The 14,992-nt window shown below is 42.1% G+C and carries 14 protein-coding genes; 2 read left to right on the forward strand and 12 right to left on the reverse strand.

The annotated features are described in order from the left end of the window. Positions 1 to 121: 121 nt before the first annotated feature. The gene (locus R8P61_35030) at positions 122 to 1,675 is read right to left on the reverse strand and encodes a PQQ-dependent sugar dehydrogenase (GenBank protein ID MDW3652344.1); all 1,554 of its coding nucleotides are present in this window, start codon (positions 1,673 to 1,675) and stop codon (positions 122 to 124) included. 92 nt (positions 1,676 to 1,767) lie between these two features. Continuing rightward, entirely contained in the window at positions 1,768 to 2,826 is a 1,059-nt protein-coding gene (locus tag R8P61_35035; protein ID MDW3652345.1) for a helix-turn-helix domain-containing protein, read from the reverse strand. A gap of 169 nt (positions 2,827 to 2,995) precedes the next feature. On the opposite strand from R8P61_35035, the gene R8P61_35040 reads away from it, so the two are divergent. Both R8P61_35040 and R8P61_35045 read left to right on the forward strand, forming a co-directional pair. Further along, the gene (locus R8P61_35040; GenBank protein ID MDW3652346.1) at positions 2,996 to 4,945 is read left to right on the forward strand and encodes a glycoside hydrolase family 3 N-terminal domain-containing protein; all 1,950 of its coding nucleotides are present in this window, start codon (positions 2,996 to 2,998) and stop codon (positions 4,943 to 4,945) included. A 202-nt stretch (positions 4,946 to 5,147) separates the two neighbouring features. Continuing rightward, positions 5,148 to 5,690: a hypothetical protein gene (locus R8P61_35045; protein ID MDW3652347.1), complete on the forward strand. Its 543-nt coding sequence runs from the start codon at positions 5,148 to 5,150 to the stop codon at positions 5,688 to 5,690. Between the two features lie 11 nt (positions 5,691 to 5,701). Here the strand turns inward: R8P61_35045 and R8P61_35050 are convergent, their stop codons facing one another. The 10 genes from R8P61_35050 to R8P61_35095 all read right to left on the reverse strand — a co-directional run bounded on the left by R8P61_35050 (position 5,702) and on the right by R8P61_35095 (position 14,920). Then, positions 5,702 to 7,138, reverse strand: coding sequence for a serine hydrolase (locus tag R8P61_35050; protein ID MDW3652348.1), 1,437 nt, complete (start codon positions 7,136 to 7,138; stop codon positions 5,702 to 5,704). 103 nt (positions 7,139 to 7,241) lie between these two features. Beyond that, the gene (locus R8P61_35055) at positions 7,242 to 8,465 is read right to left on the reverse strand and encodes a sigma-70 family RNA polymerase sigma factor (GenBank protein MDW3652349.1); all 1,224 of its coding nucleotides are present in this window, start codon (positions 8,463 to 8,465) and stop codon (positions 7,242 to 7,244) included. Between the two features lie 11 nt (positions 8,466 to 8,476). Further along, positions 8,477 to 8,827: a YciI family protein gene (locus R8P61_35060; GenBank protein ID MDW3652350.1), complete on the reverse strand. Its 351-nt coding sequence runs from the start codon at positions 8,825 to 8,827 to the stop codon at positions 8,477 to 8,479. Between the two features lie 33 nt (positions 8,828 to 8,860). Then, the gene (locus R8P61_35065) at positions 8,861 to 9,193 is read right to left on the reverse strand and encodes a hypothetical protein (protein ID MDW3652351.1); all 333 of its coding nucleotides are present in this window, start codon (positions 9,191 to 9,193) and stop codon (positions 8,861 to 8,863) included. Positions 9,194 to 9,346: 153 nt separating this feature from the next. Then, positions 9,347 to 9,961, reverse strand: coding sequence for a DinB family protein (locus R8P61_35070; protein ID MDW3652352.1), 615 nt, complete (start codon positions 9,959 to 9,961; stop codon positions 9,347 to 9,349). A 172-nt stretch (positions 9,962 to 10,133) separates the two neighbouring features. Then, complete coding sequence (locus R8P61_35075; protein ID MDW3652353.1) at positions 10,134 to 10,541, reverse strand: FCD domain-containing protein; 408 nt, start codon at positions 10,539 to 10,541, stop codon at positions 10,134 to 10,136. Positions 10,542 to 10,654: 113 nt separating this feature from the next. Further along, entirely contained in the window at positions 10,655 to 11,746 is a 1,092-nt protein-coding gene (locus tag R8P61_35080; protein ID MDW3652354.1) for a type I phosphomannose isomerase catalytic subunit, read from the reverse strand. Further along, on the reverse strand, positions 11,747 to 13,003 hold the full coding sequence (locus R8P61_35085) for an Nramp family divalent metal transporter (GenBank protein MDW3652355.1): 1,257 nt from the start codon (positions 13,001 to 13,003) through the stop codon (positions 11,747 to 11,749). A gap of 314 nt (positions 13,004 to 13,317) precedes the next feature. Beyond that, on the reverse strand, positions 13,318 to 14,019 hold the full coding sequence (locus R8P61_35090; GenBank protein ID MDW3652356.1) for a FadR/GntR family transcriptional regulator: 702 nt from the start codon (positions 14,017 to 14,019) through the stop codon (positions 13,318 to 13,320). Positions 14,020 to 14,203: 184 nt separating this feature from the next. Beyond that, complete coding sequence (locus R8P61_35095) at positions 14,204 to 14,920, reverse strand: ribonuclease activity regulator RraA (protein ID MDW3652357.1); 717 nt, start codon at positions 14,918 to 14,920, stop codon at positions 14,204 to 14,206. Between the last annotated feature and the right edge of the window lie 72 nt (positions 14,921 to 14,992).

A 14,992-nucleotide genomic window follows, 5' to 3' on the forward strand; every position in this document is an offset into this window, starting at 1 on the left:
TGGGTATGATAATACCTTAAAGGCCCGACATTCAAGTTCTGCTTTTTGCGGATATATTAAAAATCTCCGACTCCTATCTAGAGAAGTTTTAGAAGCTTTTTGGGAAATGGAGAAGACACCTTTATTCCTCCCGCACAATCTCAATGATTTTCCCATTCTCTTCGCTGGTCAGGATATACAGCCTTCCATCCGGACCCATTTCTGCTTTCCGGAGTCTCACATGCTTATCAGTAAAAAGTTCCTCGGCGGATTTGACAGTATTTCCCTCCAAACTCAGCCTCCAAAGACTGCCTCGCGAAAGACCGGGTACAATTAGGTTTCCTTTCCACTCGGGAAAACTTTCACCTGTATAAAAAACAAGGCCCGTAGGTGCTACCGTTTGCTGCCAATAGTGAATGGGATCTGTATAAACAGGATTTTCTAAAGAAGGAGGTTCATAGCCTTTGGAGCGAAGTCTTCCTGACGTAACATTTGGCCAACCGTAATTGGCACCTGCTTGTAAGAGATTGATTTCATCTCCCTGTATGGTTCCGTGTTCACTGAACCACAATTCTCCTGTTTCCGGATGCATAGTGATTCCCTGAGCTGCTCGAATTCCAAATGCATATAGACCCTTTACGGCATCTGGTCCAAAGTCCGGGTTATCCTCGGGTATACTTCCATCAGGATTGAGGCGATAAATTTTCCCACGTTCATCGCTTACATCCTGAGCTATGGGCAATCCTTTGGCCAAATGTTCATAGAACAACCTTTCGCCCGCCGTAATATAGAGTTTGCCATCCTTCCCAAAACACATGCCGCCTCCAAAATGATAAACACCTGGCACATAAGGGCCGGGATTAAGCAAAGTCTCAATTTGTGTCAATCGGTCATTTTTCAAAATGGCTCGTATTACTTTGAGCGCATATCGGTCGCCTTTTTCTGCTACATAAGAAACATAGATCCGACGATTCTCTTTAAAGGCCGGATCAAGGAGTACCTCCAATATGCCCGCATTCGCCCGGATGATCTTACCATCTTCACTGCTCGGATAGGTTCCCTGCGGATATTTACTCACATCCAGCAAAAGATCGGTAAATAAGTCTTTGGGAAAGCCCTTGATGATCCGCTTTTCCTTTGTTTTCAGATTGATCCGTAGCAGCTCTCCGTTTTTCTCTGCCAGGATCACTTCATTGGCATCAATGAAATCCATGCTCCAGGGTTTCTTCAAGCCTTCCATGAGCACTTTTTGCCTTGGTCCTTTATAGGAAGATGCCGTTGAGTAACGCGTCGCTGTTTTGCTAATAATCTTCCACTCCTCCTCTATTTTTTTCAGCAGAATGAGGTCGATAAATCTAGCTTCTATAGAAGGAATCAAAACTTCGATTTCTGCTTGTGCTATGTTATTGAAGATTTCGACAGAAAGTAACTTGCTTGTTCTCCCACTGAATTCCCCTTTTGGGCGGCTTTCAAATAAAGCGGCATATTTATCAGGACTAGTGATCCAGACTTCTCCTCTTCGGTCCAGATATAAGGTCGCCGAATCTACAAAAGCCCGCCGGATTTGATCGGGATAATTATAGGAAGTGCCGACCATATAATCATTGAGGGGAATTTCGACCTTGTCTCTTTCTGTTTGGCTAAAGGAATAACTAAAGAGGATCGAGAAAAGTAAACTGACTAAGATTTCCTTCATTGCTGTGATTTTTCTCCAAGACTAGGAGAATTTTCCCAGAAAACAGGCCTAATTCTCTCTTATTTTGTCTGAATCTATAATTCCAAACAAAATCAGGTCAGTTTCAGACCTTTGGAGAATTGAGAGGGAGTGCTACCTTTTAGTTTTTTAAAAGCAGCATAGAAAGAAGAACGGGAACGAAAACCTACCATATTACCAATCCCTTCGACGGTGTATTTATGTTCTTCCTGTAAAAGTTTACAAGCAGCTTCCACCCGATGCTCATTCACATAATCCGAGAAGCTCTTTTGCATATGCTCATTGAGAAATTGTGAAAGGGTGTGAGGGGAAAGAGAAAGTCTTTGTGCGAGTTGTTCGAGTTTTAGGTCTTCCTGGACATACAATTTCTCCTCTTCCATCAACTGCATGAGCCCATCTTCGATTTGATCTAATTGATTGCTGGCAATCCTCTTCTTTTGATAGGACTTTCTCTCTCCTTTGACGATCTCCTGACTTTTGGGGAAGAATAGCAAGAAGCCCAATAGAATATAAAAGACAAAAGAAAAGGTAATAGGACCAAAAATGTAGGTAGGAAAACCCAGGTACAAGATGGAATTGAAAACCAAACAAATGAGAAGATTGGTGAAAAATACGATCAGGAGCCATTTCTCTGCTAGCTCTAAAGGATTATCCTGACTAAAGATTTTTTGGATTAGCCTCCGGAGCTCATAAGCTGATGCCAGAACAAATAATACCCATATCGCATAGATGCCCTGGGTGATTTCCGGATTCCAGTATTCCGGTTTTGTTTCATAAGGAAAAAGCATTCCTATGCATAAAATCCCTCCGAATAAAATCAGAAGTACTAGCCGAACTTCTTTCCTGACTTTTTCCTCTCCCTTTAGTACACTCTTTAAGTAGAAATAGAGAAAAGGACCGATAAACGCACAAGCAGAAAGTCCTATTTGCAAAACAGTTTTCGAAAGACTGTTATCAAAGTAATACCAAACTGACTTTCCAATACGGAGACTTAGCATCAGAATCATCAGGCCGAAATACCGATTCTGGATACGGGAGGGTTTGGCAATAAAGAGAAAATAGCAACTCATCAGGAAGCCATTGAAAACTCCTAATGCGCTGAAGAAAAACAGTAGTTGAAGACCAAGATCCATAAGTGCGAATGTGGAGATAGCCGGGAAGATACTATGTACAAATAGACGAAAAATTTAGCGGGAAAGTTTGGGCTTAGCTGAAAACAGTTGTGAGGCTCTATTCTACTCTAAACACTTGGGCAATGGATAATTGCTGGCTATCTTGAGTAAATCCCATATTTTACCCCAAATGAAAAAGTTTTTTAAACTACTCGGCTACCTTTTTGGAGGGCTTTTGCTTATCCTCTTGATCACTTTTGTCATTTTCCGTATCAAATGGGGCATGGAGTCCTCCCGGAATATGAAATTAGCAGGTGAACCCACTCCACGTCTCACCATCGATGGGCATACTTTTCGGGACCTAAACAAAAATGGGGCTTTGGATGTCTATGAGGATGTTCGTGCGCCACAAGCAGAACGCATAGAAGATCTGCTTGCTCAAATGAATGTAGAAGAGAAAGCCGGGATGTTGTTTGCCCACTTTTTGGCGATGAATCCGGATGGTTCTCTGATGGAGATTCCCACTCCTTCAGACCCTTTTTCGATTATGGGTGAGAACACATCAACGACTATCCTGAAGTATAAAATGAATCAGGTCCAAAATCTCTTTGGAACCTCCGCAAAAAATTATGCCATTTGGAACAACAATCTCCAGGACTTAGCTGAAAGGACTCGCTTGGGCATTCCGATTACGCTACTTTCTGATCCCAGACATGGAGCGACGGGTATGGCAGGAGCAAGCGCGGAGAATAAATGGATTTCTACCTGGCCTTCACAGTTGGGCCTGGCTGCAACCAGGGATTCCGCTTTGGTGCATGAATTTGGAGATATAGCCCGACAGGAATATTTGGCGATTGGCATTCGTCTTGCCCAACATCCTATGGCAGATATTTCTACCGATCCCCGATGGGCCCGTGTAAATGGAACCTTCGGCGAGGATGCTGACTTGAGTGCTAAGCTCATTAAGGCTTATGTACTGGGATTTCAGGGAGATACCTTATCGAATACAAGCGTAGCTTGTCAGGTTAAGCATTTTCCTGGTGGGGGTCCACAGGAAGATGGCTGGGATGCTCACTTTGCTTCGGGTAAAGGCCAGGTCTATCCCGGAAATAAATTCGACTATCACTTGAAGCCTTTTACCGAGGGTTCGATGGCTGCTCATGCCGCTCAGTATATGCCCTATTATGGCATACCCAAAGGATTGGGCTTTGAAGAAGTGGGTTTCAGTTTTAATAAAGACATCATTCAGGGCTTATTAAGGGATTCATTGGGTTTTGAAGGAGTGGTGGCAACGGACTGGGGAATCATCTCTGATGCGGCTGTCAAAGAAGCTTCTGCCTGGGGAGTAGAACATTTATCAGAAAAAGATCGAATCAAAAAAGTGCTGGATGCCGGTTGTGATCTTTTTGGCGGAGAGTACAGAGTAGATTTGGTGGTAGAATTGGTAAAGGAGGGAAGTCTTTCCGAAGAAAGACTGGATGTTTCCGTTCGGAGATTGTTGCGAGATAAATTTACCCTGGGACTTTTTGATGATCCTTTCGTTGATCCGGACAAGACGGATATTGTTGGTAATCCCACCTTTGTAGAAAAAGGAAAAGAAGCTCAAAGAAAATCCATGGTTTTGCTGAAAAATGAAGCGGACTTTCTTCCCCTTTCTCCGGATACAAAGGTCTATCTACATGGGATGGAATCGGAAAGCTTAGCAGAAAAATTCCCTCAAATTGTGGATGATATGGATGAGGCAGATGTGATTGTTCAAAAATTGGGGACTCCTTCTTCTCCTCCAAAAGGGAGCAGTTTATTAGAATTTATGATTCCACAAGGAAGACTTGATTTTGAAGAGGATGAAAAGGCTGAAATTTTGACTAGAACTCAATCAAAACCTACGATAACGGTTTTGACCATTACTCGCCCGCCCGTAGTTCCTGAAATTGATGCTGCCAGTAAAGCCATGATTGCTGATTTCGAATGTCAGGAGGAAATTATTCTCGAAATGATATTTGGGAATTTCAATCCCAGTGGCAAACTGCCCGTTGAAATTCCCTCCTCTGTGGAAGCCGCCAATAACCAACTGGAAGATGTTCCTTATGATTCCGAAAAGCCTTTATACAAATACGGACATGGGCTGAGTTATAATTAACGTTCTCCGGATGAAATGAATTTTACCTGAGCTTTGTCCATAGAATTAAAGAATCTATTGGAACTATAATGTACGAATATTGCTGTAAGGAGGATAGGCTTAGAATCGCAGAAGGTTTATTATGAAAAATAAGAATATATATGCGTAATAATTTATAGTATTTGGTTTTTTAAAAAATACAGAAGGAGCCTAGCTTCGACCTATGAACAAGAACCACCTATATATCTTCTTGCTTGTAGGTATAAGTAGTCTTTTTTGCTTTCAGGCAGTAAGTAGTAGGTCCCAAATTCAGGATTTGAAGGAACAGTTGGAGAAAGTACAAAGCCAAAAACTAGAAGGAGCACATGATTCAGAGGCAGTTTTATTAGATGCCATGGAAAGATTTCAGCGTTTTGGAACAAAGCTTTGGTATGCAGGAACAAATGAGAATTGGGAGTTGGCCTCTTTTTACACCCACGAAATTGAAGAAGTGATAGAAGAATTGCAGGAAAGCAATATCGAAGAAGAAGGGCAGAAAGTATCCGAACTTGTAAGACGCATGCCTTTACCTGCTTTGGTGGAAGTAGAAGAAAGCATTCACCAAAAGAGCTATACACATTTCAAAAATTCCTATAAAATGCTGGTTACTTCCTGCAATGCTTGTCATGCGGCTACTCAAAAGCCTTTTATACAGATCCAGGTTCCCGATCAGGAAATGAATGGAAATCAGATTTACCGGATTGCAGATTTAGGAATACAAGAATAAGTTTTCTTTCTCTATAATTTTTCCATGAGGGCTGAAATGGCGGCATTCATACTTTCGACCACATGAGGGCCTCCTTTACTATGCCCAAGCCGAACTATGACCATATTGTCGGAAGGGCTGATAATGACCCTTTGTCCACCTCCGCCCGCCATAAAATAGGCATCCTCTGGCAAGCTTGCCCAACGATTTCCTTCATTGAGCCAAAATTGGCCTCCGTATTCAGGAACTTCCCAGCCCGGAGCAGGAGTCGAAACAAAATCTGTAAATCCTTCGGGAAGCAATCTCTCCCCCATCCACCTACCCTCATTGAGGTATAGCATACCCATCCTTGCCCAGTTTCGTCCAGTACCATAATCGAAACCCGTCAAAATGAAATTTCCTTTAATGTCCGTTTCCATTACCTGCTTACGAATCCCAATCTTATCAAAAAGTTCCTTTTGTGGCCACTGATGGTAATTTTCTCCCATAGCTTCAACTTTCTCCCTCACAATCTTGCCTAAGGTAAGCGGATCGCAATTGCGATACCTGCCTGTACTTCCCGGCGCATATTCCAGGGGTCTGTTTACCGCAAAATCAAATACATCCAGGGCCTCCATGTAAATGTATAAGTGAGGTAATTCGAGTAAAGGAATTTTGCGATCGGGATCGCGATGGGCAGCAAATCGAAGTCCCGAACTCATATTGAGCAATTGCCTAATGCTGATTTCTCCTCTGGGATCTCCCTCTTTCTGCCATTCTGCTATGGGAGCTTTCTGATCCAATTTCAATTCCCCCATTTGCATAAGTCTGCCTATCAAAGTTGCTGTAAGACTTTTGCCCATGGACCAGCTTTCCAATTGCATATCTTTGTGGGCTCCGTTTCCATATTGCTCCAAAAGGATATTTCCGTCTTTAACAACCAGAAAAGCCGCTGTAAAAGCTTCCGGAGCAAATGCTTTCTCTAATACCTCTGCATACTTTTCCTCATTAATCCTGGGTATCTCCTGCGAAATCCGATCTCCCATCGGCCAATCCATGCCTTCGGCAGGAGGCAATTGGGAGCTAACGGCTATCGGACTAAACTGAATTCCCTTTTTACTATCAAGTATACAGCCCTGGTCTCCATAGTAAGTTGCACTTCTACTCGTATCTCCTTCTATACCCACTTTAACTCTCTTTTCATTTTCATCCAGAAAATATTGAATCTCCTGCTCCTCCGAGAAAAAGAGTTCCATTTTGCTATTTACAGCTGCTTCATCTATTTCTCTGCCCGAAACAAAGACTGCCGAGCATAGGACTTTGGCATAATTTCCCAAAGCCAAATAAGTAGGGCTACCTGTAGGTTGTTGGGTATCTTCCCAGGATTGGTATTCCAGAGATTTGGGTACTGGCTCATAGGGAGGCTTAGAATCCTTGCATGAAGTGGATAGCAGTAAGAGGCTGATTAAGAGGTAGTAAGTAGGTTTCATCTTATCTTGAATTTACAGGTATAAGTTAAGCCTTCATCTGTCTTTTTCATAAGACCGATTTAAATCTTGCAGAGGACCTCTTTTCAGAATAGACAAATTTAGCTTAGGAGATCTCGTTTTTTTTCTTGAGTAGATATTGCTTTTCCACCTCATTACTACAGAGATCAATGGCAATTTCGAGCTGTTTAAGAGCTCCTTCTGGATCCCCCTGATACTTCAAAAGATCTGCATAGGTTGCAAAGTAGAGATAGGCTTTTTGCTCCAGACTTTCTGGATCGAGGCGCATCAAATATTGTTCAGCCTGACTAAATGCCCCCCTCTGAATATGGATGGCTGCAATATTGAGCTGAGTAAAAAGGGAGGGAGATATCTTCTGCAATTGCTCATACCATATCAGGATTTGGTCCCAATTGGTATCCTCATAGGTCTTGGCCTTCAAATGTTCACTGGCAATTGCTGCTTCATAATGATAAACACTGAAAGCCTCTGTTTCTACTGCCTGATTCATGGCAGAATGTCCCAAAATGATGAGAGGGCCATACCATTTGGATCGATCCTGGGACCGGAGGCTGATGATTTCCTGATGCTCATTTACTTTACTTTTCAAACGGGCAGAGTGAAAACAAAGCAGAGCAAATAGTGCATGGGCATCTGGAGTAGCGGTATTGGGATTTTGGCGAACGAGTTTACAGAGGCGCAGGGCTTCTCCGCAGAGGTCTTCACGAATGAGGATATTCTTTTTATTGGAGTGAAAGCCCTCATTGAAAATGAGGTAGATGACTTCAAGCACCCGCACAAGACGCCGGGACAACTCTTGCCCCATAGGGATCTCGAAAGAGAGATTGGCTTTTTGGATGGCTTTTCTGGCTCGGATCAATCGTTTCTTTACGGTTTCTTCTTTTAGGAGTAAAGAGGCCGCTATCTCTTGAGAACTGAATCCGGAAATGGTTTTGAGCGAGAAAGCGATTTGATCTTTGGGGTTTAGGACAGGATTGCAAGCGGTAAAAATCATGCGCAACTGGCTATCCCCTATTTCGTGTTCTAAAAAGAGTTCATTGATAGCCAGGCTGGAACTCCCGCTGGCTATCTTGAACTCACGTTTTTGATCTGCGTTTAGTTTGCGTAAAAGGTCCAGGATGCGATTTTTGGCTGCCTGGGTCAACCAGGCCTCCGGATTATCCGGAATTTGTTTGCGCCAACTCATCATGGCCCGGATAAAGGTATCCTGGACAGCATCTTCTATCATCTCCAGATGCTGTAATCCAAATATTCTCGTTAAAATGGAGACCATCTTTCCGTACTGATGTCGGAAGAGATGGTCTATCATTTTGTCTTCCATTAGGCTTGGTCAAAAACCATGATTTCGCGAATTTCAACAGTTCCTCCCAGGTCATAATCCGGAAAATCCTGAGCTACTTCTATGGCTCCGTCAAAATCCTTGGCTTGAACGACATAATAGCCGCCAACCAGTTCTTTTAATTCTGCTGAAGCTTGATCTGTAACGGTTCTGCCAGGTCCACTTACTCTTCTCATTTCCGGGTGTAGGGCATGTCCGTCTTTTACGATTCCCTGCTCTTGCATTTTCGTATTCCAGGCAAACCATTTTCCCATTCGTGCTTGTATTTGTTCGGGGGAAAGGTTCATTTCGGAATAATCCGCTCCCAGGAATATCAGCATGTAGTCTTTCATTTTCTTTATGTTATTGGTTGAAGGTTAATAAAATTACATAGGAATTACTTCGTGTACCTCAATGCTTGCCTGAGGATGCCAGCTTAAGTGAGGGTGATCAGTGAAAAGACCCTGAACTTGCTCAGAACTTTCACCCTGAATGATAGAATACCCACTGACTCCTTTATCACTTTGGGTCCAGGAACTACCTTCTGCAGTAGCATTACCACTCATTAGGGGATTTCCAAAATCGACAACAGCATCTCCGCTTTTTGCTTTCCATGCCATCCAGGCTTCCATTCCCTTGGCTTTTTCTTCATCGGTGGCTGTAGACATTTGTGCCATAGCCTCTGCGGGAGCGTGGTAAATTACCAGAAATTTTTTCATAAGAATCTAAGATTTTAAGGTGATTTTTCTAGATGACGAAGCTGTTTTTGAAAGAGGGGACAAAAAGCTGAAAAAAAAATCAAAAAAAATTCTGCTGCAAGTTTGAGTTTATCTCCCTTACAACAGAATCTCATTTTGTCAGAATCTTAGCTCCTAATTTTGGGGAAAAGAAGCGTCAGCCAAAATCTCTTTTATCTGATCTGTATGGCGAACCGAATGACCCGACATAAACATGATCAACTGATAGGTATCTACCTTGCCAAAGGGAAAATCAAAGAAATGGTTGCGCATATCTGCATCACTGGTTTTGACAAATTTGATGCTATGCTTGCGCAATTTTTTAAATTCCACTTTTGTATTTGTGCTATTCCCAAACTGATTTTTGGGAGTCAGATCATCTGAAGCTTTGGCTTTAAAGGAACGATCGGTAATCAGTCCCACTACCTGTTCATCTGAAAACTTCAATTCTTTTCGCAGCTCAGGTTTTGCATCTCCTTCCAGGGTCTTTTGGGACAGCCCAAACAAGCCTTTTTCTGAAACAGTAATGTGCTCCAGACATTCTGCGATGGACCAGGAATTTTCATTGGGTTTGAAGTTGAGCTGTTCAGTAGATAGGCCCTTGATCGATTTGAGCAGTTCTTTTTGGGAAGCCTTTAAATGGGCTATGGCTTTCTGTCTTTCAGCTTTGTTCAGGCTATTCTGAGCGAATAGGCCTTGTCCGAGAAGTAGAAAGACAATTAGCCAAAGAGGGTGTAGGATTCTTTGCATAAAACTGTATTTGTTGATGATTAAGGATGAAAAGCCAAATTAATTGGCAATTTGCATCGAAAATATAAACAAAATTAGCATTATGCTAAATATTTTATCCACAAATACCTTGATTTGCTAGACAAATTGGGATGTATAGTAGACCTGATTGATAAAGGATAGCTTGGGAAGCTCAGTTTTTACTTTTTTCTAAATGCAGTTTCATGACTTCTGCTGCGCCCACTTTATTTTGATTGCTAATATGTTCAATGATGCTATCATGTTCATAAATCGCTTCAAAGAAACTATTGAGATCCTGTTTCTTTCTGCTATTGAACAAATCAAATAGGTCAGGGAAAATCTTAAGATATAGGGACTTAAGTACACTATTTTTACTTGCAGCCACCACTTCCAAATGAAAGAGCAAATCCTCCTCAAGGGCTTCTGCCTGATCAAGTCTTTGCTCCCGGAAATCATCTTGTGCAGCCTGAATACTCCGTAGATTTTCTGAGCTTCTTCTTTCCGCCGCCATTTGTACTGCGGTAATTTCCAAAATTTCTCGGGCTTCGATGAGATGATCAGCGTGCGTATTTGGATTCATAAATTCTCCGTTTCTTTTACAGATTCTATAAGACAATAATTTGAGAACAATCTTTCTGTTTTAACTTCTGAAGGTGTATGCCTGGGTTTATGGAAAATATGGCCTTCACTTTATCAAGTAGGGGGATAACAAAGCAGGATCGTTGAATCTATTTTGGAATTAAATTCTACTCCATCCATAGCCGCTGAAAAGAATATTTCGTCTCCCTGCTCATATTCATATTCCTGGCCATCATACTGAATCCATCCTTTGCCTGAGTAAATCACAGCTACATAAAAACTGCCATTTCCTTTATGAACATAGCGGCCTGACAAATCGAGCTTGCTGACTCCAAAACAATCTGTATGGGTTTCATTAAATATCGTACTGAGTTGGTAGCCTACTCCTTTCTCGAGCACTTGAGGGATGATCTTCCACCGTTTAAGGGCTTCTTCATACGAACATGGATCATAATGGAAGCAATCCAACATCTTCTCCTCACCTACTCCCTGATGGATCAGGTCATCGCTGATTACCAAGCCTGCAGGTGTAATCTTTTCCACACGCATAGTATAGTCTGTTGGCTCCTGCACCTCCAATAAAAAACAAGCACTTCCTATGGCATGAGGCACTCCTCCATATATCATGAAAGCATCACCTGACTCCACCGGAAATCGATGCAGACATTTGAGCATGCCTTCAATGTCCTGATTGAGAAAGAGTTCTCTCCAGCTCTCCTTAGTTACTCCTTCTTTAAAGCCCATGTAAACGGCACTCTTTTCTCCCTCAATTTCACGCCCTCCCAGTACATACCAGGATTCTGTTTTTCCAAACTGAGAACCCAGCATTTCCCGGGCATACTTCTTATCAGGATGTACTTGAATTGTAAGTCGCTCTTTTGAATCCAGGATTTTGATCAAGACTCCGGTAGTACCATACTTTTCTGCTAACTGCTTCCCTAAAAAGAGTTCCCGCTCGGAATCAATCAGTTCTTTTAGAGAAATTTCACCTTCCGGACTCCGCAAAATGCTGAGACCTTCATTTGCAGGGCGGCCTTTTCCCCGGGCTGAAATGGTAGACATGATCCATTCTTCCGGAAAACTCCCATCCTCCTCACTTGCCTCTTTTTTCCAACGATCAATTAAAGCTCCTCCTTCATAGGTTCGCCACACTCTATTGTTTTTTTGCTTGAGGGGAATATGAGCTAATGATTTTAAATCTCTCATTTATTGGATGATTGACTCCCAAACCCCTTTAATCCCAATGATCGAAGTGAAAATGGAAAAAAGAAGAATGGCCAGGAGAATAGTATTTGTTGTAAAGGAATTCTGGTATTCGCCCAATAGGTCCTTTCTGTTTCCCAGATAAAAAATCGCCCCTACGGTTAAGGGTAGTATGACGGCATTAAACGCCTGAGAGACGATCATGACAAATATGGGGGGCGCATTAAAAACAGGTACAACCAAACCCAGTAGGGAAATACCCAAGACCATCCATCGGTATTTGGGCAGGGTCATTTGTCGCTCTGTTTGATTGTAATCACATAGCAACCAGGGCAACATTAATACATTTGGAAATTGAGAGGATACGCCAGCTGCTATGATGCCAAATGCAAATATCGAAACAGCCATTTTGCCAGCCAGAGGTTCCAGCAATTCCAGCATTTGAGAGACATTTGTCAGTTCCAATCCATTGATATGCAAAGTTCCAGCTGAGGCTGCCATAATGGAGGCACTGATTACAAACATCAGGCTTACTGAAAAGATGGCATCATTGCGTTGTTTTTTCTGATCCTTAAGTTCCCAGCCCGCTTCTTTTACCAGGGTAGTTCGAATGATGAAAAGTCCTGAAAAAACAGTGGTTCCGACCATGGATGCGATTACCAGAAAAGGGCCTTTTGCCTGGTCCTGGGAGACTTCCGGAATATTGGGAATCAAGCCCTTCAATATTTCTATCGGGGGTGGCATCAGGATAAAGAAATTGAGCAAAAAACAGGCAGACATAATCGCCACGATGACTGCCAGGGAGCGCTCGAAAAACTGTGTTTTTCCATTCCAAAAAATGAAATACACGATGGCGGAAAAAAATGCTGCAAAATAGACAGGTGCTATCCCTCCTTCAATAATTGAGCGGGACCAAATGTGGCTTATGTCTGCAACTATCCCCATCACTCCCATCACACTACCCATTACCCCTGCCGTAAGTGCCACAATAAAAAATATCCCAAGTCCAGGATGTATATGTTTTCTAAAAGCCTGAAGAGCTGTTTCGCCAGTGATCAGGGTATACCTACTGTACAAATTGATCATGAAGTAGGTCGTCAGACAGGATGCAACAATCGTCCAAAGCAAGGACATGCCATAACTGGCTCCGGCTTTGGCCATTGCTGTCACACTTCCTGTCCCAATGTTGAATCCCAAAAGGAAAATACCAGGTAGAAACAGTAAAAGTCCTTGAAGAAACTTACGCTTTATTGTTGAAATCAATGTATGCAGATATAGATATACGAGCTTAAACAGCCTAAAAACGGATACATTTACAGCCGATTTTTAGGCTTGAGTTATTAGAGATCTTCTGATAAAAAGAGCGATATCATTGGGCTTATTAAAATTGGTGCACCAATTTTACAAGTATACCCAATTAAAGCTGAAATGAAAAACTATGAAGCTCGAAACTGTAGCAGAGACGAACTATTGTCAATTCGGTGGCATAAGTGGGAAGGTCCTTATTGGGGAATAAGGAAATAAGTCAGAAGAGAATTGTACAAAAAGAGATAGGAGTATCGAAGGGGAAATGCCTACATATTGCTCAAATACTCTCTGAGCCGAGTAAAATGAATGGCCATTTTTTCTTTCGCCAGTTCAGAATTTCTATTTTTGATAGCGAGGTAAATATCTTCGTGCTTTTTAATTTCAGATAAGGCCTCGTCCCCTTCGCAAATTCGATCCCGATCATATGTTCCTACAATTTCGGGAGTAATTAAATGCATAAGCGTACTCAAGGCAGAGTTTCCACTGGCCTTGGCTATTTCGAGATGAAAAAGAATGTCTTCTTGTAAGGAATCATTGCCCTGAAGAATCTTTTCTGAAAAGGCGTCTAAGGCTGTTTTTATTTTCTCCAGGTTTTTCTGTGTTCTCCTTTTGGCAGAATACTGTACAATCTCTAACTCAAGTCCAATTCTGGTTTCAGTTAATGCCTTAAAATCTGGCTCTTCTAGTTCTAAAATATTGTCAATAATTCCATTCATAGCCAACTTCCCAATATTGGCTAGATAGGTTCCACTTTGGGGCTTTGACTTTAATAATCCGTAGAATTCCAGTTTCTGAATCGCCTTACTCAAACTTCTTCTGCTAACACCAAATTTTTCGGCCATTGTCCTCTCTGGTGGTAGTCTATCTCCCGGTTCCAGATTTTTGTAATTGATTAAATGCTGGATCTTTGAAATAATATCATTCTGGATAGCTTGCTTTTCTCTATTCGCGAGGACTTCTAACTTCATATGTGAAACTTGCTTTTAAATTCATCAGCTTGGATTCTGTTAAATTACAAAAAACATATAATCATAGCCCAAAGAGCTGCTATTCTGCCTTCAGCTAAGCTATTCTATATCCAGTTTGTATGTAAAATTCATAGGAAAAGGCTTTAAACCTCATCTTCCTACCTTAGGATAAATTTGGTTTGTCCTATTCTTGTATTCCTTTCTCTTTTTTCCATGCCTCAAATTCAATCAAGGTCTGTGGGTCAGTAGCCGGATATAGCCCAATGATCGTTTGGCCCGCAAGCACCCTTTCTGTTACAAAGTCCTCGAAAAGGGTCATTCGACTTCCTTCTTCTGCAACTTCATCAGCCAGGGCCGCGGGAATAACCATTACGCCATCATTATCACCGACAATCACATCTCCGGGAAAAACCGCCACATCACCACATCCGATAGGAACATTGATATCTATAGCCTGGTTGAGGGTAAGATTGGTAGGAGCTGTTGGGCGTTGATGAAATGTGGGCATATCCAATTCTGCGATCAAATCAGCATCCCGAAATCCTCCGTCGGTAACCACACCTGCTACTCCCCTAACCATTAGTCTTGTAAGGAGAATTGATCCGGCCGAGGCTGCTCTGGCGCTTTTTCTACTATCAATTACCAATACTGCAGCTGCTGGACAAGTCTCTACTGCCTTTCGTTGGGGGTGATCCGGATTTCTGAAGACCTCGACCTGATTAAGATCTTCCCGGGCGGGAATGTATCTTAAGGTAAAAGCCTCCCCTACCATAGACTTGTCCATCTTTTTCAGAGGTGAGACATCCTGAATAAATTGATATTTCAATCCTCTTTTGAATAGGATGGTAGCTATGGTCGCAGTGCTTATTTTTTCGAGTTTTTTCCGTGTATCCTCTTTCATGAAAGTCTTTTATCTTGGTTATTTATCAATGGGATTTAAGCTCTCAATATCGAATCCGAATCTTTGCCTGTC

This window comes from Bacteroidia bacterium (assembly GCA_033391075.1).
Lineage (GTDB): Bacteria > Bacteroidota > Bacteroidia > J057 > J057 > JAWPMV01.